This window comes from Oscillibacter valericigenes, assembly GCF_021531915.1.
Taxonomy (GTDB): domain Bacteria; phylum Bacillota; class Clostridia; order Oscillospirales; family Oscillospiraceae; genus Oscillibacter; species Oscillibacter valericigenes_A.
Window position 1 is genome coordinate 112,132 of the sequence record NZ_JAFBIV010000003.1, and the last position, 19,704, is coordinate 131,835.

Annotated in this window: 16 protein-coding genes and 1 other annotated feature; of the genes, 3 read left to right on the top strand and 13 right to left on the bottom strand. The window is 61.1% G+C overall.

Annotation, left to right across the window (positions count from 1 at the left end):
* Positions 1-453: 453 nt before the first annotated feature.
* Together mutS and miaB are read right to left on the bottom strand one after the other, a co-directional pair.
* On the bottom strand, positions 454-3,057 hold the full coding sequence (mutS, locus tag JQM66_RS03675) for a DNA mismatch repair protein MutS (RefSeq protein WP_235228458.1): 2,604 nt from the start codon (positions 3,055-3,057) through the stop codon (positions 454-456).
* Positions 3,058-3,687: 630 nt separating this feature from the next.
* A complete protein-coding gene (gene miaB, locus JQM66_RS03680; protein ID WP_235228459.1) occupies positions 3,688-5,100 on the bottom strand; it encodes a tRNA (N6-isopentenyl adenosine(37)-C2)-methylthiotransferase MiaB in 1,413 nt (470 codons plus the stop codon).
* 164 nt (positions 5,101-5,264) lie between these two features.
* Here miaB and JQM66_RS03685 point away from each other — a divergent pair, with 164 nt between their 5' ends.
* Complete coding sequence (locus tag JQM66_RS03685; protein ID WP_235228460.1) at positions 5,265-5,678, top strand: EamA family transporter; 414 nt, start codon at positions 5,265-5,267, stop codon at positions 5,676-5,678.
* Between the two features lie 61 nt (positions 5,679-5,739).
* Here the strand turns inward: JQM66_RS03685 and JQM66_RS03690 are convergent, their stop codons facing one another.
* The 11 genes from JQM66_RS03690 to JQM66_RS03735 all read right to left on the bottom strand — a co-directional run bounded on the left by JQM66_RS03690 (position 5,740) and on the right by JQM66_RS03735 (position 16,507).
* Positions 5,740-5,961, bottom strand: coding sequence for a hypothetical protein (locus JQM66_RS03690; protein ID WP_235228461.1), 222 nt, complete (start codon positions 5,959-5,961; stop codon positions 5,740-5,742).
* Positions 5,962-6,151: 190 nt separating this feature from the next.
* Positions 6,152-7,072: an RluA family pseudouridine synthase gene (locus tag JQM66_RS03695; protein ID WP_235228462.1), complete on the bottom strand. Its 921-nt coding sequence runs from the start codon at positions 7,070-7,072 to the stop codon at positions 6,152-6,154.
* Positions 7,044-7,547, bottom strand: coding sequence for a signal peptidase II (lspA, locus tag JQM66_RS03700; RefSeq protein ID WP_235228463.1), 504 nt, complete (start codon positions 7,545-7,547; stop codon positions 7,044-7,046). Before lspA ends, JQM66_RS03695 begins: the two co-directional genes overlap by 29 nt.
* Before the next feature lie 113 nt (positions 7,548-7,660).
* A complete protein-coding gene (gene ileS, locus JQM66_RS03705; protein ID WP_235228464.1) occupies positions 7,661-10,417 on the bottom strand; it encodes an isoleucine--tRNA ligase in 2,757 nt (918 codons plus the stop codon).
* A 41-nt stretch (positions 10,418-10,458) separates the two neighbouring features.
* The gene (locus tag JQM66_RS12770) at positions 10,459-10,677 is read right to left on the bottom strand and encodes a PF20097 family protein (RefSeq protein WP_407946000.1); all 219 of its coding nucleotides are present in this window, start codon (positions 10,675-10,677) and stop codon (positions 10,459-10,461) included.
* A 34-nt stretch (positions 10,678-10,711) separates the two neighbouring features.
* Positions 10,712-10,966: a binding site (T-box leader), on the bottom strand.
* A gap of 648 nt (positions 10,967-11,614) precedes the next feature.
* Positions 11,615-11,785, bottom strand: a complete 171-nt coding sequence (locus JQM66_RS03710) for a hypothetical protein (protein WP_235228465.1) — start codon at positions 11,783-11,785, stop codon at positions 11,615-11,617.
* A gap of 86 nt (positions 11,786-11,871) precedes the next feature.
* On the bottom strand, positions 11,872-12,618 hold the full coding sequence (locus JQM66_RS03715) for a TraX family protein (RefSeq protein ID WP_235228466.1): 747 nt from the start codon (positions 12,616-12,618) through the stop codon (positions 11,872-11,874).
* On the bottom strand, positions 12,611-13,279 hold the full coding sequence (locus JQM66_RS03720; RefSeq protein ID WP_235228467.1) for a peptidoglycan recognition protein family protein: 669 nt from the start codon (positions 13,277-13,279) through the stop codon (positions 12,611-12,613). The genes JQM66_RS03715 and JQM66_RS03720 overlap by 8 nt, the downstream gene beginning before the upstream one ends.
* 3 nt (positions 13,280-13,282) lie before the next feature.
* The gene (locus JQM66_RS03725) at positions 13,283-15,277 is read right to left on the bottom strand and encodes an ABC transporter permease (RefSeq protein ID WP_235228468.1); all 1,995 of its coding nucleotides are present in this window, start codon (positions 15,275-15,277) and stop codon (positions 13,283-13,285) included.
* Complete coding sequence (locus JQM66_RS03730; RefSeq protein ID WP_235228469.1) at positions 15,252-16,148, bottom strand: ABC transporter ATP-binding protein; 897 nt, start codon at positions 16,146-16,148, stop codon at positions 15,252-15,254. The genes JQM66_RS03725 and JQM66_RS03730 overlap by 26 nt, the downstream gene beginning before the upstream one ends.
* Positions 16,145-16,507 carry a GntR family transcriptional regulator gene (locus JQM66_RS03735; RefSeq protein ID WP_235228470.1) on the bottom strand — a complete coding sequence of 121 codons (363 nt, stop codon included), beginning with the start codon at positions 16,505-16,507 and terminating at the stop codon, positions 16,145-16,147. The genes JQM66_RS03730 and JQM66_RS03735 overlap by 4 nt, the downstream gene beginning before the upstream one ends.
* 388 nt (positions 16,508-16,895) lie before the next feature.
* On the opposite strand from JQM66_RS03735, the gene rpsO reads away from it, so the two are divergent.
* Both rpsO and JQM66_RS03745 read left to right on the top strand, forming a co-directional pair.
* Positions 16,896-17,162 carry a 30S ribosomal protein S15 gene (gene rpsO, locus JQM66_RS03740; RefSeq protein ID WP_235221529.1) on the top strand — a complete coding sequence of 89 codons (267 nt, stop codon included), beginning with the start codon at positions 16,896-16,898 and terminating at the stop codon, positions 17,160-17,162.
* Positions 17,163-17,348: 186 nt separating this feature from the next.
* The gene (locus JQM66_RS03745; RefSeq protein ID WP_235228471.1) at positions 17,349-19,499 is read left to right on the top strand and encodes a polyribonucleotide nucleotidyltransferase; all 2,151 of its coding nucleotides are present in this window, start codon (positions 17,349-17,351) and stop codon (positions 19,497-19,499) included.
* Positions 19,500-19,704 lie beyond the last annotated feature (205 nt).

Sequence of the window (19,704 nt, forward strand, 5' to 3'; positions counted from 1 at the left end):
CGCTTGGGGCGGCTCAAATCGGCACATTCGTGTCGATTTGACCGCAAACGCGAGAGTTGTTGTAGTCGGTGCCAACTGAGATTGGTAGTCTTCTTCCGGGTGCGTCCGACATGGGTAAAACCGGGGTAGCATACCGCCGCATGTCGAGGCTTCCGTCTTGCTTTCGGGGTGGTCAACGCATGGAACTGCTTCTCTTTCCGCTGCCGCTCTCGTTATGATTTCGAAAGATGATTCACATTGCCAAATGCGGGGAAGCACCATCTCTGTTCCCCAAGACACAAGCGCACCCGGTACAGGCCCGCAAATGTACACCGCAATGATCACGGCGACTCCGGTTCTTCTCTTTTGGACCGCCCAGCGGCCCGTTTTCTCTTCTTCGCAAGAAGAGAAAATGGGGGGCTGGCCCCGCGGCGGAGCCGCATGTCTCCCCGCCGTCCGCAGACGGCGCAATTCTCACTTGAGCTTTTGCTTCAACTCATAAAGAAGCGACATCGCCTCGATGGGCGTCAGCGTATCCGGCTGACACCGCCGCAGGGCGTCCAGCACCTCGCCCTCCCCAATGGCGTCCAGAGACACCTGGTCCGTCTCCTTCCGGGCAGCCACGTACTGCACGCCGTTCTCCGCCTCCAGTTCTTTCAGGACGGCCTTGGCCCGCTGGACCACCTTGTCCGGCAGCCCCGCCAGCTTGGCCACCTCGATGCCGTAGCTGCGGTCCGCCCCGCCGGGAACGATCTTCCGCAGGAAGATGATGTCCTCCCCCCTGGCTTTCACGGCAATGGAGTAGTTCACGGTGCCGGGCAGGGTATTCTCCAGCTCCGTCAGCTCATGGTAGTGGGTGGCAAACAGGGTCTTGGCCCCCAGAGTCTTCCTGTCGGCGCAGTATTCCAGCACCGCCCGGGCGATGGACATGCCGTCAAAGGTGCTGGTACCCCGGCCGATCTCGTCCAGGATCAGCAGAGAGTTCTTCGTGGCGTGATGCAAAATGTCGGAGACCTCCGTCATCTCTACCATGAAGGTGGACTGGCCGGCAGACAGGTCGTCGCTGGCGCCGATGCGGGTGAAGATGCGATCCACCACACCGATGTGGGCAAATTTTGCCGGGACGAAGCTGCCCATCTGGGCCATGAGGACGATCAGCGCCACCTGGCGCATATAGGTGGACTTGCCCGCCATGTTGGGGCCGGTGATAATGGCCACCCGCTCCTCCTTTTCGCCCATGAAGGTGTCGTTGGGGACGAACAGCGTATCCTTCAGGACCTTCTCCACCACGGGATGACGGCCCTCCCTGATCTCAATGACGCCGGACTCGTCCACGTCGGGGCGGCAGTAGTTGTTCCGCACCGCCACGGCGGCGAAGGAGGTCAGAGCGTCGATCTCTGCCACGGCAGCAGCGGTCTTCTGGATGCGCTGGGCGGCGGCGGAGACCTCCTCCCGCAGGGCCGTGAACAGCTCGTACTCCAGTGCCACCACCCGCTCGGAAGCCGTCAGGATCTGGTGCTCCAGGTCCTTCAGCTCCTGGGTGATGAACCGCTCACCGTTGACCAGTGTCTGCTTGCGGATGTATGTATCAGGGACCAGCTCCTTGAAGGAGTTGCTGACCTCGATGTAATAGCCGAAGACCTTGTTGTAGCCGATCTTCAGGGTGCGGATGCCGGTGCGCTCCTTTTCCTTGGCTTCCATCTCGGCGATGATGCCCTTGCCGCCTTTCAGGATGTGCCGCAGGCGGTCCACTTCCTCGTTAAAGCCGTCCCTGATGAAGCCGCCCTCCCGGACGGAAAACGGTGGCTCGTCGCAGATGGTGGCGGCGATGCGGGCGCCGATATCGTCCAGGGTATCCAGTTCCGCAGTCAGCTCCGACAGGCGGCGGTCTGAGAGCCGGGACACCTGTTCCCTGACCGCAGGCAGCTTTTCGATGGCCGCCCGCAGAGAGGCCATGTCCCGGCCACCGGCGGTGCCGTAGACGATGCGGCCGATAAGCCGCTCCATGTCCCCCAGGCCCGTCATGGCGGCAGTCAGTTCTTCTCTGGCAATGGTGTCCTCCACCAGTGCTGCCACGGCGGAATTCCGCTTGCAGATGGCGGTGACGCTCAGCAGCGGCCGCTCCAGCCAGGAGCGCAGACACCGGGCACCCATGGGGGTCCTAGTCTTGTCCAGCACCCACAGCAGGCTGCCTTTTTTCTCCTTGCCCCGCAGGGTCTCCGTCAGCTCCAGGTTCCGCCGGGCCGTCAGGTCCAGCTCCATGAACCGGCCCTGCTCGTAGTAATCCAGGTCGTTGATGTGGCTCAGGTCGGTCTTTTGTGTCTCGTACAGGTAATTCAGCAGTCCGCCCAGGGCCATGGCCGCCGCCGGGTTCCCGGCGGGCAGGTTTTTCAGAGCGTCCTCCCCAAACTGCTTCCGGATGTTCTGCTCCGCCTCTTTCAGCAGGAAGCGGCGCTCGCCGCCATTCTCCACCCGGCAGGAGAACTTGTCCCGCAGGGTATCCGTCAGAGGCCGTTCGGCGTAAGCGCCGTCGTTCAAAATGGCCTCGGCGGGCGAAAAGCGGCCCAGCTCGTTGATGACGTGCTCCAGCCGGTCCTTGCCGGTGAAGGCCGTCAGGTGGGCCTTGCCGGTGGAGATATCACAGAAGGCCACGCCGGCGCAGCGGGAGTCCAGATAGATGCCGCAGATGAAATTGCTGGACTTGTCGTCAAGACACGCGGCGTCGATGACAGTGCCGGGGGTCACCACCCGGATAATGTCCCGCTTTACCAGGCCCTTGGCGGTGGCGGGGTCCTCCATCTGCTCGCAGATAGCCACCTTATAGCCCTTGCCGATGAGCCGGGCGATGTAGGACTCGCTGGCGTGGTAGGGAATGCCGCACATGGGGACCTTGTCCTCCGGGGCCTTATTGGGGTCCTTGTCCCGGGAGGTCAGGGTCAGGTCCAGCTCCCTGGACGCCGTGCGGGCGTCGTCGGCGAACATCTCGTAGAAGTCGCCCAGGCGGAAGAACAGGATGGAGTCCGGGTTGTCCTTCTTAATTTCCAGATATTGCTTCATCATGGGGGTCAGTTCCGCCATGGGGTTCACCTCGTTATCTCTGTTTATCGTAAGCGGCCGCTTACGGGGGTGGCGCCCCCATTCTTTTTCGTCTTGCCGAAAAAGAATGCGCCGCGCCCGGTGGAAGAAAAAGTCACTTTTGGCGGCTCAACTTGACACCCTTGTGTCAAGTTGACCGCAAACGCGAAGATTGTCGTGGTCGGTGCGGTAATGATTTGAAGGCTTGTACCGAGTGCGCCGCACCCTTGGAAAACCGGGAAAGTGCTTCCCCGCATTTGGGGGCTTAGGTGCTTCTTTCGTGGGTGGTCGTCGGATTTGGCACACTTCTGGCCCCGCACGTTCCGCTTCGCTGCGCACTACCGTGAGGTAAGGGGAGCAGCAGCGAAAAGAGAAGCATATTCCATGCGTCTGCCACCCCGAAAGAAAGCCGGAAGTGTCCGCTTGCGGCGGTATTCTATCATGGTTCTGCCCATGTCAGGCGCAGCCGGCACGGGCATGCAAGTCTGCACCGCAACGATCACGACGACTCCAGTTCTTCTCTTTTGGACCGCCCAGCGGCCCGTTTTTCTCTTCTTCGCAAGAAGAGAAAATGGGGGGCTGGCCCCGCGGCGGAGCCGCACGTCCCCGCGCCGTCCGCAGACGGCGCCATTCTCAGACCATCTCCCCGTACAGCGCCCAGGTATTGCTGTCCGTGATCTTCACATCCACGAACTGCCCGATCAAGCTCTTGCCGCCCTTGAGCCGCACCAGCCGGTTGCCGTCGGTGCGGGATGCCAGGGGGTACATCGGGTCGTCGCTCTCGCCGTCCACCAGCACCCGGACCGTCTGGCCGATATAGGCCGCGTGGAGGGCGGCGGACTTGGCGTTCTGGACCTCCAGCAGCTTGTCGAACCACTTCTGCTTCTCCTGGCGGGTGGCGGGGTCCGGCATCTCCGCCGCCTTCGTGCCGGGACGGGGAGAGTAAATAAACGTAAACAAGGCGTCAAAGCCCACTTCCTCCACCAGGGACACGGTATCCATGGCCTCGGCCTCCGTCTCGCCAGGGAAGCCGATGATGACGTCGCTGGTCAATACCAGCCCGGGCATGACGGATTTGGCGTAGTTCACCAGGTCCAGGTACTGCTGCCGGGTGTACCGCCGGTTCATCTCTTTCAGCACCCGGTCGTTGCCGGACTGGAAGGGCAGGTGCAGCTGGCGGGCCACATGCTGGCTTGCCGCCATGGTGTCAAACAGCTTCCTGGTTGCGTCCTTGGGATGGCTGGACATGAAGCGGATGCGGTACTCGCCGGGGATCTGGTCGATCTCAGCCAGCAGGTCCGCGAAGTCGTAATCAAGGTCCAGGTCGTTGCCGTAGGAGTTGACGTTTTGGCCCAGCAGGGTGATGTCCTTGTACCCGGCCTCCACCAGCTCCCGGACCTCCTGCAGCACACACTGGGGGTCCCGGCTCCGCTCCCGGCCCCGGACGTAGGGCACGATGCAGTAGGAGCAGAAGTTGTTGCAGCCGTACATGATGGAGACCCAGGCCTTGACGCCCTTCTCCCGCACCACGGGGATGCCCTCGGCGATGGTGCCGTGCTCGTCGTCCACGGAAAAGACCCGCTTGCGGCTCTCATAGACCTGCCACAAAAGCTCCGGGAACTTCCACAGGGCATGGGGGCCGAAGACCAGGTTCACCAGGGGATAGGATTTTTTGATGCGTTCGGAGACTCGGGTCTCCTGGGCCATGCAGCCGCAGAGGGCGATGACCATTTCCGGGTTTTCCTTTTTGGCGTGGGTCAGGGCGCCCAGGTTGCCGAAGACCCGGTCCTCGGCGTGCTCCCGGACGGCACAGGTGTTCAGGATCACCAGGTCCGCCTCGGCAGGCTTGTCCGTCAGGGTAAAGCCGCAGGTCTCCAGCATGCCCATGAGCTTCTGGCCGTCGGCCACGTTCTGCTGGCAGCCGAAGGTATCCACGCAGGCCACGGGGTGGGCCTCCCGGGCAGCGAACATGTCATATATCTTCTTTTCAAACTCCCGCTGACGGACAAGGTCCGCTTCGGGAACCAGTACGTTTTTGCGTTCCAATGTCGTTCCTCCAGAATGAGATACTTTAACTAATGTATCATATCACGAAGGCCGCGGGAAAACAACTGGAAATCGCCTTTCTTCGACTTTTTCCAGTTCCGGTATTGCCTTTTTTCTCCATTGGAGTATCATAGGAACAGCATGAAATAAAGGGGCGTTTTGTTATGTGGTTTATTCTGGCATTACTTTCTGCCGTGTTCGCGGCGCTGACCTCCATCCTGGCCAAGGTAGGTATTGAGGGCGTCAATTCCAACCTGGCCACCGCCATCCGCACCGGCGTCGTTCTCCTCATGTCCTGGGGCATGGTGTTCCTGACCAACGCCCAGGGCGGCATCTCCTCCATCAGCCAGAAGAGCTGGCTGTTCCTGATTTTGTCGGGCCTGGCCACCGGCGCCTCCTGGCTGTGCTATTACAAGGCCATCCAGATCGGTGAGGTGTCCAAGGTGGTCCCTATCGACAAGCTCAGCGTGGTTATCACCCTGGCCCTGGCCTTCCTGTTCCTTCACGAGAAATTCACCGTGAAGTCTGCCGTTGGCTCCCTTCTGCTGCTGGCGGGGACGCTGGTCATGGTGCTGTGAGCTGTCCCGCAAATGTTAACGCCCCCGATGCCTACGCATCGGGGGCGTTCTGTTAGCGGGATCAGACCATTTTGTTCACCAGGCGCTCGAAGGACCGGGGATTCACGTTGTCCTCGGCCACCACGTTCACCCGTTTGCCCACCAGGGCAAACAGACCCAGCAGGGAGCGGGCGTCCAGCATCACGGTATCGTCGCTGAGCCAGACCTCGTAAGGGGCCTTGCTGGCCAGATCGCTGATGCGCTCCACCTGACGGTTATCGGTAATCTGAATCGATTTTGTCATCTTGGTTTCCTCCTTTTCGGACGTGCGTTCACGTCCTGAGATCGGGGCCTATTCTACCAGCGGCGCTCCGGGAGCGCAAGGTTTATTTTTCTCATAATTATGGTACGTAATCGTTTTCTTTTTGTGCATTTTGAATGTTTCTCGAAAATAAATATAAAAAATGAGAGGGGTGACCCTCTCATTTTTTAGCTCATTTTCCTCTTGCTCTGCATTTTTGCAGTTGGGTTTGAAATTCCTCCGGCAGGCCGCAGAACAGCTCCACCATCTCCCCGGTGCGGGGATGGTGGAACCGCAGCCCCACGGCGTGGAGGCATTGCCCCTGCAGGCCCGGGACAGGCTTTTTGTTCCCGTAAACCGTGTCCCCCAGGATGGGATGGCCGATGTGGGCCATGTGGACGCGAATTTGGTGTGTCCGGCCGGTCTCCAGGCGGCACTCCACATAGGTGAAGCCGGGGAACCGCTCCAGCACGGTCCAGTGGGTGACAGCAGGGCGGCCGTTGGCCACCACCGCCATCTTTTTCCGGTCTACGGGGTGCCGCCCGATGGGGGCGTTCACAGTCCCCGCGTCCTCCCGCAGATTGCCCGTGACGATGCAGCGATAAATGCGGGCCAGGGTGTGGTCCTGCAACTGTGCCGCCAGCTTCTGGTGGGCGAAGTCGTTTTTCGCCGCGATGATCAGGCCGGAGGTGTCCCGGTCGATGCGATGGACGATGCCGGGCCGCAGCTCACCGCCGATACCGGAGAGGCTGTCCCCGCAGTGGTGCAGCAGGGCGTTGACCAGGGTCCCGTCCGGGTGGCCGGGGGCGGGGTGGACCACCAATCCCTTGGGCTTGTTCACCACGATCACGTCGGAATCCTCGTACACCACATCCAGCGGAATATCCTGGGGCACCACGTCCACCGGCTCCGGGTCCGGCAGGGAAACTTCCAGCGTCTCAGCGCCGTTCAGCTTGTAATTTTTCGCCAGAGGCTTTCCGCCGCAGGTCACCCGGCCCTCCTCCAGCAGCCGCTGGGCGGCAGAGCGGGTCACGTCCTCCAGGTTGGCCGCCAGCCAGGCGTCCACCCGCTGTCCGGCGTCCTCTTTATTCGGTTGGAGCGTCAGAAGTTCCATTCCCGGCATCCTTTTTGTCGTATTTTTCGTAGAACCACAGGTACCAAACGGCGCCCAGGATACAGCCGCAGACGATGCACATGTCCGCCACATTGAACACGGGGTAGGACTCCCAGAACTGGAACTGGAACATGTCCACCACGTAGCCCAGCCGGGCCCGGTCAATGATGTTGCCGATGCCGCCGGAGAGGATCAGGAAGCAGGCAGCCAGCCCCAGGGGATGGCGGACGATGCGGCGCACCAGTGCGTACAGCACCGCCAGGACGATGCAGGCGGTGACAGCCAGCAGCAGCCACCGCTGGCCGGAAAAGCTGGACCAGGCGGCACCGTAATTGTGGACGGTCCGCAGCTCCACCAGACCCGGGAGGAAGGGCATGGACTCCCCCAGGGGGAGGTTCACGGTGATCCAGTGCTTGACCCACTGGTCCAGCACCAGCAGCGCCGCCCCCAGGACGGCAAAGATCGCATATAACATGAGGATTCTCCTTTAAGCTCGCAATGATACTGACCAGTGTACACGCTTTTCCCCGGAAATGCAACCAAAACGGCCCGAAAGCAAACGCTTCCGGGCCGTTGCGTATGGGATTATCAGAATTCGGGCAGGGTTGCCACCACGGCAGCGCAGCGGGGGCACAGGTCGTCCTTGCCGGGCTGGGTGGAGTGCTTCCAGCAGCGGGGGCACTTGGCGCCGGCGGCATTCTCCACAGAGGCGGCCAGCTCGCCGCCCACGGTGACGTTCACCTGAGAGACGATCAGCAGGTCAGCCAGCAGCTCACTGTCCATCTCCGCCAGGAAAGCATCCTCCGCGGGAACGGTCAGGTCCACCCGGGCCTCCAGGGCCTTGCCGATCTTCTTCTCGGCACGGGCGGCCTCCAGCACGCCGTTGACGGCGGCACGGACAGCGATGATCTTGTCCCACTTGGCCATAGCGGCTTCGTCCAGAGCGTAGTCGGCGAAGGGCTGGTTCATGTCGTTGAACACCACGTTGCGGCCGTCGTCGCCGCCGCGGTGGGGCATGGCCTGCCAGATCTCGTCGCAGGTGAAGGCCAGGATGGGCGCCATGATCTTGGTCATGGTGTCCAGGATCAGGTACAGGGCGGTCTGGGCGCTGCGGCGCTTGGCGCCGTCGGTCTCGTCGCAGTACAGCCGGTCCTTAATGATGTCCAGGTAGAAGTTGGACATCTCCACCACGCAGAAGTCGTTGACGGCGTGGGTGACGGCGTTGAACTCATAGTCGTCATAGGCCTTGAAGCACTTGACGATCAGGTCGTTCAGGCGGGTGACGGCCCAGCGGTCCAGCTCCTCCATCTGGGCGGCGGGAGTCAGGGCGTTGGGGTCGAAGCCGTCCAGGTTGCCCAGGCAGTACCGGGCGGTGTTGCGGAACTTCAGGTAGTTCTGGGAGAGCTGCTTGAAGATCTCGTGAGAGCAGCGCATGTCGGCGTGGTAGTCGGCGGAAGCGGCCCACAGGCGCAGCAGATCGGCGCCGTACTTGTCGAAGATCTCGGCGGGGTCCATGCCGTTGCCCAGGGACTTATGCATGGCCTTGCCCTCGCCGTCCACGGTCCAGCCGTGGGTGACGCACTCCTTGAAGGGAGCCCCCTGGCCGAATGCGCCCACGGCGGTCAGCAGTGCGGACTGGAACCAGCCGCGGTACTGGTCCAGGCCCTCCAGATACATGGTGGCGGGCCAGAAGCCCTGGTCCCGCTTCATGGCGGCGAAGTGGGTGGAGCCGGAGTCGAACCAGCCGTCCAGGGTGTCCTCTTCCTTCTCAAAGCCGGCGTTCTTGCCGCAGTGGGGGCAGGTGAAGCCCTCGGGCAGGATCTCCTCGGCGGTCTTGGAGAACCAGGCGTTGGAGCCCTCCTTCTCAAACAGGGCGGAGATGGCGGCGATGGTCTCATCGGTGACGATGGGCTTGCCGCAGTCCTTGCAGTAGACCACAGGGATGGGCAGGCCCCACTTGCGCTGACGGGAGATGCACCAGTCGGTGCGCTCCCGGACCATGGACTTCATGCGGTCAATGCCCCAGCCGGGCACCCAGCGCACGTCGTCGCAGGCGGCGCAGGCCTCGTCCTTGAAGGAGTCCACGGAGCAGAACCACTGGGGCGTGGCGCGGAAGATAATGGGGCCCTTGCAGCGCCAGCAGTGGGGATAGCTGTGGACAATATCCTCGGAGGCAAACAGGGCGCCGCTCTCCTTCATATCCGCCAGAATAACGGGGTTGGATTCGTCGGTGGACATCCCGGCGTACTTGCCGGCGTATTCGGTGTGCTTGCCCTGATCGTCCACGGGCACCACCATGTCCATGCCGTAGCGCTTGCAGGTCTGGTAGTCGTCGGCGCCGAAGCCGGGGGCGGTGTGGACGCAGCCGGTACCGGAGTCCATGGTGACGTAGTCCGCCAGCAGCAGGCGGCTGGTCTTGGGCAGGAAGGGATGGTCGGCCAGCATGTTCTCGAAGAAGGCGCCGGGATGGGTCTCCACGATCTCGTAAGACTCCACGCCGCCCACCTTCATGACCTTGTCGGTCAGAGCCTCGGCCATGATATAGATCTCACCGTTGGCGTTGTTCTTGACCAGGGCGTAGCTCTCATCGGGATGCAGGGAGATACCCAGGTTGCCGGGCAGGGTCCAGATGGTGGTGGTCCAGATCACGAAGAACAGCTTGCTGTGGTCGAAACCGGGCAGCTTGCCCAGGTCATCGTGCATGGGGAACTTCACATACACGGTGGTACAGGGATCGTCCTGGTACTCGATCTCGGCCTCGGCCAGGGCGGTCTCGTCGTGGGGGCACCAGTACACAGGCTTCAGGCCCTTGTAAATGTAACCCTTCTTGTACATCTCGCCGAAGACCTTGACCTCCTCGGCCTCAAAGCCGGGGTCCATGGTGGCGTAGGGATGCTCCCAGTCCGCCAGAACGCCCATCCGCTGGAAGCCCTCGCTCTGGACTTCCATGTAGTGGCGGGCGAAGTCCCGGCAGGCGGAGCGGAAATCGGGCACGCTCATCTCCTTGCGGTTCAGCTTGTTCTGCTTGATGATGGCGGACTCGATGGGCATGCCGTGGTTATCCCAGCCGGGGATATAGGGGGTGTAGTAGCCCCGCATGGCGTAGGACCGGGTGATGAAGTCCTTGATGGACTTGTTCAGGGCGTGGCCCATGTGGAGGCTGCCGTTGGAGAACGGAGGGCCGTCGTGCAGGTTGAACAGGGGCTTGCCCTCGTTCTTCTTCAACAGCTCGTTGTACACGTCCTGGTCCTTCCAGCGCTTCAGCATCTCCGGCTCCCGCTTGGGCAGGCCCGCCCGCATGGGGAAGTCGGTCTTCGGCAGATTGATGGTCTTGTTGTAATCCATATCTCTCGCTCCTATAAAATCAGTTTTCTGTGTCATGCTTCTTAAAAATCCACGATCAGTTTCCGGCATTTTCGGCAGCGCCATGCCGCCGGGCGGCCCGTTTCATCCTTTGGCAGGCGGACATCGTCCGCGCCCTCCAAAAAACCGCCGCTCAAAAGTGCTTTGCCTCCGGACTGGTTGGGCGTCCAGATGCACGGCATACCGCATATCAGCCACCCGCGCTCCATAGGTGCGCCGCAGCCAGGGCACTCCATAAGCATACCTCCTCGCAAAAATAAAAACACCTTGTCTCCATCAAGAGACAAAGCGTTAGGAAAAACACTCTGCGGTACCACTCTCGGTTGCCGTGGCCTTGCGGACACGACCGCTCACAACCCGCCGTCACGGGCCGACGGAATAACGCTCGTCACACGTCCTTACCTACTCGCGTCGTCTTTCAGCAGGAGGCTCCAAGGTGATTTTCGCCCCCCGCGCCCGTCCGCCTTGCACCAAAACAGCGGCTCTCTTCGCGGGAACCTGAGGGGTACTCGTCCTTATCTACGCCAAAAATGTTCAATTACTGGTTTATCATACCACGTTTTCGCCGTTTGTCAACGGGAAAGTTGAGCAATTTGTCCCCTTTCCGGGGGCGGGGAGGGGGGCGCCGCTTTGCGGCGCGGGAATGCGCCCCCATTTTCTTTGGGTCTTGCCCAAAGAAAACGGCCGCGCCCGGTCAAAAGAAAGGCGCTTTCGCGCAAAGTCGGCGCCGCTGGCGCCTTTTTGCGCAAAACGAGGGGGCGTCGTGGCCGGTGCTGTGCAGACTTGCAGGCCCATACCGGGTGCGCTATACCCCTTGGGAACAGAGATGGTGCTCCGCCGCATTTGATCGTGCGGCACTTCTTTCGGAGATGGTCATCGAATAGACCAGCTTCTCTTTCCGCTGCCGCTCCCTCCCCCCGGGAAGGGGAATCCAAAGGGGAGGGGCCGCAGCCCCTCCCCTTTGTGTCGTTTCAAGGGGGTCCGGGGGGGAATCGAGGCCCCGCATGTTTACGCGGGGTCTGCCGACGCCATTTCCTTTGGGCGTCGGCTAATCCCCCCGGGTTTCTCTTTGGGGGGCGTGGGGGACACTTCTCTTTTCAAAAGAGAAATGTCCCCCCTCTCCCCGTTCCCCTGGCCAGGGGAAACAAAAGGGCCAGCCCTTTGGCTGACCCTCTCCTCTCACTGATACCGGTACTGCATCCCCGTGTACTGATCCACGCAGTTCAAAAACATCTCCCGGCTGCGGAATTCCAGCAGCTTGCAGCCCTCCTCCTCATGGAAGGACACGATGCGGCGGCGGGTGTCGACCCAGACGCGGAACAGGGGTTCATTCAGCACAGTCTTCTCCATCGGAAGGCTCCTTTCCCAGCTTTGAAAAGTCCGTTTGCTTATAAGACGATTCTCGGAGGCGTTTTGTTTCACCTGATCTCAAAAAATCACAATTTTTTTTGCAGCAAGTCTCCGATCCACACCAGCACAAGGAAGTGCGCCGGATAAAAAACATAGAAAAAATACTTCCACCCGTGTGTTCCCCGCTCGCCGCTGTACAGCAGGAGCAGCGGCGCCGCCAGCAGGACCCAAGGCGAGGCCACCATCAGGGGCAGCAGTCCTGCCAGCCGCCAGGGGCCCTTCTCCCGCAGGAGATAGAACAGCGCGGCCGCCGTGGTCCCCAGAAACACATATTCGCCCCGGACCAGAAACGCCAGTCCCCCGGCCGCGGCGATCATGGCGATCATGTACAAGATCCGCGCCTTTCCCCGGCGCTCGATTTCCGAAAGGCACCACAGCAGTCCGCAGGAGACCGTCAGGGTGAACAGCACATTCTGGAGCTGCCAGCTCCACAGGACGCCGTAGTGCGCCCAGTCATAGACCGGCTCGGAGATCAGAGCCGCCGCCAGCAGCGTCAGCAGATACCGCTTCCGGCTGCGGGTGTGTAGAAAGCCCTCGGGCACCAGAAAGACAAACAGCGGAAAAGCGGCATGTCCCAGAACATCCAGCACATCATAAATATGCGAGACCGCGGTCAGCCATGCCGGCGCGGCGGAAAAATTCAGATATCCCTCCGGGGATAGGAAGGCTCCATAAACACCGCGCCGGATCACAAAGGCTGCAATATGGTCGCAGAGCATGAAACACATGGCCCAGTATTTCAGGCCATAGCCGGAAATGCGCACCTTATCCATGGGCTTCCTCCTGTTCTTTCACAGCCGCCGCCACATCCGCCAGGAAGGTGTCCCAGGCCTCTGGATGCTCCACGTAATACCGGGGGCACTCCTTCCCCGTCACGTCGTAGTGGCGGATGACGTCGGTTTCCGGGTCCAGCTTGAACTGCACGCACAGCCAGGCCGTCAGCTCCACCGTCCGGTCATAGGTGACGGGAGAGAATTCGCCCGTCTCGTCGGGGTGGCAGACCTCGATGGAAACCGTGTCGCCGTTGCGCCCGTTGGAAGCATATGCGATTTCCGTCAGGGGGATGCACTGGATGACCTCCCCCTCCAGGCCCACAATGAAATGGCTGCTGGCATAGGTGTTTTCTAACCCGGAGGACAGGGACTCGAAATAGTTGCGGTTGGCGCGGGCGGTGGTGCCGGGATTGCCCACGTAGTGGATGACCACGCCGCTGATCTCCTCCAGCGGCGTCCCGGGACGGGACCACTCGTTGACTGTCAGGTAATCCTGCTCCACATAATCCGGCACAGGGATATCTTTCGCCTCGGGACCCCGGTCCCGCAGCAGGACCCACAGCACGGCGGCAATCAGACACACCAGCACCGTCCCCAGCAGCAGGGGCACCGCCGGGACAGCCCGGCGGCGCCTGCGCCTTCTTCTGTATGGTTCCGGCATGGCTCAGCCCGTCACCCCGGCAACGACCACGGTGGTGGGGCCGTCGGCGCCGCCGATGATACCCACAGAGGCGGTCTCCTGGGCCATTTTCTCCTCATACGTCTCGGTTTTACTGGTATTCCAGTCGTTCGTTTTCTCCATGTCCTCCCGGATCACCAGGTCCTTGTCCGTGACCAGGCCCAGGTCCTTCAGGCAGGCGATGGTGTTGTCCATGCCCGGACGGACGTTGATGCTGATCCAGTCATAGTTCCAGTGGTCCTGCTCCAGGCGGGCAAACCGCAGCTCCAGGCTCATGGCATAGGCGCTGTTATTGTTCTGATCGAACCAGTTATAGTCGCCCCAGGCACCCGAGGCGGCGTCCCTGGCAACGGCGTCCAGAAGGGCGGCGCACTCCCGGCTGTTCAGGTCATAGCCGTCGCCCCGCATCTCCAGCCACAGATTGCCGCTGTCCACGGTGTAGCGGCTGTCCCCGGCGTGGAGGCGCTTGGCCTTCATGGTCCGGCTGTTCACCAGTGTATCCAGCAGGCTGTCGTAGGTGTCCGCCTGCGCAAGGCGCTCCTGCGTCAGAGGGATGGAATACCGGCGCTCCACCTTTCTTCCATTGTTCAGAGTGTAGATGAAGCGGACGTAGGTTTCGGTCACATTGTTTTGCTCGGTATGTCTCCAATCAGACTGATAGCCCAGAATGTAGCTTTGGTCCTCCACGATGGCCTTGTGGACGGCCCGCACCTGCTCCAGCAGTTCTGCGTCCTCGCCGGGATACAGGGTGTAGGTATTGTCGGCGGCGTAGAACTCCACCTGCTCTACCTGCCCGGCCTCCGGCACCCGGCGGGAGACGCCCAGCAGGTCAAAGTGCAGCACGCAGCACAGCGCCACGCAGCCCGCGGCCACCACCACAAGGCCCTTCCAGCTGCCCCGGAAGACCTTCAGAGATTTGGCCAGCAGCATGGAGGCGGCGTAGTAGCCAATGGCCCCGGCCACCAGCATGCAGACCACCATGGGCAGAACGTCGTAATACCGACCGTCCTGGAAGCTGCTCCAGAACAGTTCATAAAGGGCAATGCCTCCCAGCAGGGCCGCCAGAGCCGCCAGGCCGAAGCGGAAGAAGGGCTTCATCCAGCCCACAGCCACCACGTCGCCGGCGCTCTCACTGCGGCGGCGGGTATAGAGGGCATAGGCCAGCGCCAGCAGCACCGCACCCACCAGGGCGTAGACAGCGATGAGCCAGGCGTTTTCCAGGGTGACAGAGGTGAGCTTGCTGACATAGGACTCCGTGTGGGTCATTTCCGTGAAGGCACGGACCTCTTCATAGGTGCAGTCCGCATAGACCTGCTGCTCCAGATACACGGTAGGAGACAGGAATTCCACCGCGCCGGAGTACCATCTGTTCAGACCGAAGATAAAGTTCCCGGCAAACATGCTCAGCAGCCAGTCCAGCAGGGGCGCCAGGAAATGCAGCAGGAAGTACAGGGCGGGCAGGGCAAACACGTTGCCCACCATGAAGGCCACGAAGGTGGCAGTGGCAAAGTAGAAAAAGCTCTCTCCCAGCACACTGAGGACGGTCACCAGCAGGCCCACTGGCTCGAAGCCGCCGCAGGCAATGGAGATCAGCACGCACAGCGCTCCCGTGACCGCGTAGGGAATGGTCATCATGGCCATGCCGGAGAGGAAGTTAGTGACGAACACGCCCCGCCGGGTGACGGGCAGGGTGTGCATCAGCCCTACGCTGCGGCTGTTATAGAGGTAGCTCCACACCAGCATGGCGCAGAGGATGGCATAGATCAGGGAAATGATGGGCAATCCATAGACCACTACATTATAATAGGCCTGGGTTGCCTCCAGAGGCTCGGCAAACCAACGGTGGCCCCGCATGAGCTGCAGCAGAATGGCCAGAGGGAACAGGCTGCCCAGGAAGCTGGCGCCGCCCCACAGGGGCCAGAACCGGGTCAGGTTCTTGCGGAATAAGGTAATATTAAAGAACGATGTTCTTGACTGCATAGTCCGCACCTCCCAACTCATAAATAAAGATCTCCTCCAAAGTCAGCGGCACCGCATCCACCAGCATGGGGTTATAGGTGGACAACTTGGCGGTGGCTTCCTCCGCGTTCATGCGCATAATTAAGGTATGGATACGGCCCACCCTGGAGGCGTGGAGCACCGGCAGCTCTGCCGGGACCTCGGTCACGCCGTCCTGGAACACCACCTGCAGCTTCACCATGTTGTCCTGCAGCTGAGCCAGGGACCGCTCCAGCAGCACCTTGCCGTGGTCCATGATGCCCACGTGGTCGCAGACGTCCTCCAGCTCCCGCAGGTTGTGAGAGGAGACCAGCACCGTGGTGCCACGCTCGCTGACATCGCCCATCATCAGGCTCCACACCTGACGGCGCATCACCGGGTCCAGACCGTCCACCGGTTCGTCCAGGACCAGGTAGTCCGGCATACAGCTCAGGGCCAGCCAGAAGGCCACCTGCTTCTGCATACCCTTGGACAGGCGGCGGATGGTCTTTTTCTCGTCGATATGGAAAACTTCCTTCAGCTTTTCATAGCGCTCCATGGAAAAGTTGGGGTAAAACCCCTTATAGAAACGCATCATATCCCGGACGCTGGCCTGGTTGAAATAGTACCAGTCGTCGGGGATGGCCGCGATGCGGCTCTTCAGAGCCGCGTTCTCCCAGACGCTCTCGCCGCCGATGGCCACGGTGCCGCTGTCCTGGCGGTAGATGCCCGTCAGGTGGCGGATGATGGTGGACTTGCCGGCGCCGTTGGGGCCCACCAGGCCATACACGCTGCCCGTGGGCACCGACAGCGACGCCCCGTCCAGGGCCGCAAAGCCGTCAAATTTCTTGACGACGTCTCTCACTTCGATCATGTGGTCTCCTCCTTCCGCAGAAGCGTCAGCAGCTCTTCCTCGCTGACGCCCAGATACCGAAGCTCCGCCAGAAGCTCCCGGACCTTCTCCTTCAATTCCTTCTTGCGGTTCTCATCTGTTCCCACATCTCCGGCGGCAAAGCTGCCCTTGCCGGGAATGGAGTAGATGTAGCCCTCGCTCTCCAGTTCGTTGTAGGCCCGCTGGATGGTGTTGGGGTTGATACTGAGCTGGGTGGCCAGGGCCCGGACCGACGGCAGCTTCTCGTCCGCCGCCAGAGCGCCGGACACCATGAGCTTTTTCAGTCCGTCCTTGATCTGCTCGTAAATAGGGCGGGAATCCCGGTAGTTCAGACTGATCATACCCTCACCTCCTGCTCATCAGGACTGCCACGAGAAGGATGACGCCCAGCACGCCGACCCCGCAGGTCAGTAAAAATACGATAGACATTGCGCACCTCCGTGTCAACTGTATTAACTGTACTAGTACGGTCAGGTTATCACGAAGCGCCCATTCTGTCAAGAAAAACTTTCAGCAGGCAGGATGCACACATTTTTCACTCTTTTCCGGGAAAACTTATCTGGAAAACCGGTCAAAAAGGCGCAGTTTCCTCTTTACAATTGAAAATAGGTGTGGTATATTCATAAAGCACGCGAATGTGCGGAAAACATCCCCAGGACCTCGTTTCGCGGAACTTCACCGTCCCGATGCGCAGTCCCGCGGGGAATCTTATGAAAGGTGGAAAACACTATGCTGCGCAAAGAACAGAAGACTGCTATCATCGACGCCAACCGTACCCATGAGACCGACACTGGTTCTCCCGAGGTCCAGATCGCCATTCTGACCGAGCGGATCAACCAGCTGACCGTTCACATGCAGAACAACCCCCAGGACAAGCACTCCAACCGGGGCCTGCTGAAGATGGTCGGTAAGCGCCGCAGCCTGCTGGATTACCTGCAGAAGAAGGACATCGAGCGCTATCGTGCTCTGATCGCCAAGCTGGGTATCCGTAAGTAATTGCTGAATGAGGGTGGTGTGGATACCCGCACCACCCTTTCTTCACATTTTCCCATGGCGTCCATGAGAGCCGCTCAAAGCCTTTAGCAGTTGAAAATGGGCTTGAAAACGCGCTTCAAACCTCTTTTCAAGTGCTAAATGGTTTGGCTCCCATGGAGAAAAGATTCAACGAAAAGGAGACAAATCATGTCAACCATTATCAAGCAGAGACAGTTCCCCGGCTACCACAAGTATGAGATGGAGCTGGCCGGCCGTCCCCTGACCCTGGAAGTGGGCAAGCTGGCTGAGCTGGCCAACGCCGCCGTCATGGTGGGCTACGGCGACACCCGCGTGCTGGTGTGCGCCACCGCCGCTCCCCGTCCCCGGGACGGCATCGACTTCTTCCCCCTGAGCGTGGACTTTGAGGAGAAGATGTACTCCGTGGGCCGCATCCCCGGCAGCTTCAACCGCCGCGAGGGCCGCCCCGGTGAGAAGGGCATCCTGACCGCCCGTGTCATCGACCGCCCCATCCGCCCCCTGTTCCCCTACGACTTCCGCAATGACGTCAGCATCATGGCCACCGTCATGAGCGTGGACCATGACTGCTCTCCCGAGGTGGCCGCCCTGATCGGCACCTCCGCCGCCCTGGCCATCTCCGACATCCCCTGGAACGGCCCCGTGGGCGCCGTGAAGGTGGGCCTGGTGGACGGCAAGCTGGTCATCAACCCCGATTCCGAGATGCGCAAGGTCAGCGACCTGGACGTCACCGTGGTCTCCACCGGCAAGAAGGTGGTCATGATCGAGGCCGGCGCCAACGAGGTGGACAACGACACCATGTTCAAGGCCATCCAGATGGCCCACGAGGAGAACCAGAAGCAGATCGCCCTCATCAACCAGATGGTCTCCGAGATCGGCAAGCCCAAGTTCGACTATCCCCACGCCGCCTTTGACCAGGAGCTGTTCGACGATATCGTGGCCAACTTCATGGACGAGGCCAAGGCCGCCATGGACACCGATGACAAGAACGTCCGGGAGTCCCGCTGGAACGCCATGATCGAGAAGTGGCACGAGAAGTATCTGGACACCCATCCCGACATGGACCAGTACCTGGAGGAGATCACCTACAAGTTCCAGAAGAAGATCGTCAAGGCCTGGCTGCTGGAGGGCCACCGCGTGGACGGCCGTGCCAAGAATGAGATCCGCCCCCTGGCCGCCGAAGTGGGCGTGCTGCCCCGGGTCCACGGCTCCGGCCTGTTCACCCGCGGTCAGACTCAGGTCCTCTCCGTCGCTACCCTGGACACCCTGTCCGCCAACCAGAAGCTGGACACCATCTGGGAAGAGACCGAGAAGCGCTATATGCACCACTACAACTTCCCCGGCTACTCCGTCGGCGAGGCCAAGCCCGCTCGCAGCCCCGGCCGCCGCGAGATCGGTCACGGCGCCCTGGCCGAGCGTGCCCTGCTGCCCGTAATCCCCTCTGTGGAGGAGTTCCCCTATGCCATCCGCGTGGTGTCTGAGGTGGTTAGCTCCAACGGCTCCACCTCCCAGGGCTCCATCTGCGGCTCCACTCTGGCTCTGATGGACGCCGGCGTGCCCATCAAGGCCCCCGTGGCCGGCATCTCCTGCGGCCTGATCCAGGATGACGACGGCTCCTTCACCACCTTCATCGACATCCAGGGCGTGGAGGACTTCCACGGCGAGATGGACTTCAAGGTAGCCGGCACCAAGAAGGGCATCACCGCCATCCAGATGGACCTGAAGAACGACGGCCTGACCATGGAGATCATCCGGAACGCCCTGGACATCACCTACGACGCCCGTGTGCAGATTCTGGACCAGATCATGCTGCCCTGCATCGCCGAGCCCCGTCCCGAGGTCAGCAAGTACGCTCCCAAGATGATCACCATGCATATCGATCCCGACAAGATCCGGGACGTCATCGGCAAGGGCGGCTCCGTCATCCAGAAGATCGTGGCCGACACCGGCGCCAAGATCGACATCAACGACGACGGCTCCATCTTCATCGCCGCTCCCAACCCCGAGAGCTGCGACGCCGCCAAGAAGTGCATCGACGACATCGTCTTCGTGCCCGAGGTGGGTCAGCTGTACTACGGCCGCGTGGTGCGCCTGATGACCTTTGGCGCCTTCGTGGAGCTGGCTCCCGGCAAGGACGGCCTGGTGCACATCTCCAAGCTGGCCGACCACCGCATTGAGAAGGTGGAGGACGCCTGCAAGATCGGCGACATGATGTGGGTCAAGGTCACCGAGATCGACGAGAAGGGCCGCGTGAACCTGTCCCATAAGGACGCCATGAAGGAGATCGCCGCCAAGGAAGCCGCCGGCGAGCGCATTAAATAATAAAGCGGGGCTTGTCCCCCCTCTCCGAAAAACGGACGCCGAAGGGCGTCCGTTTTCCGCATACAGGCCATTGGCGGGAACCATGCGATAACCACCACCGAAAGCCGCACCCAGACCACCAAATGCGGGAAAGCACCATCTCTGTTCCCCCAAGGGAATAGCGCACCCGGTACAGGCCCTTAAGTTTGCACCGCAACGATCACGA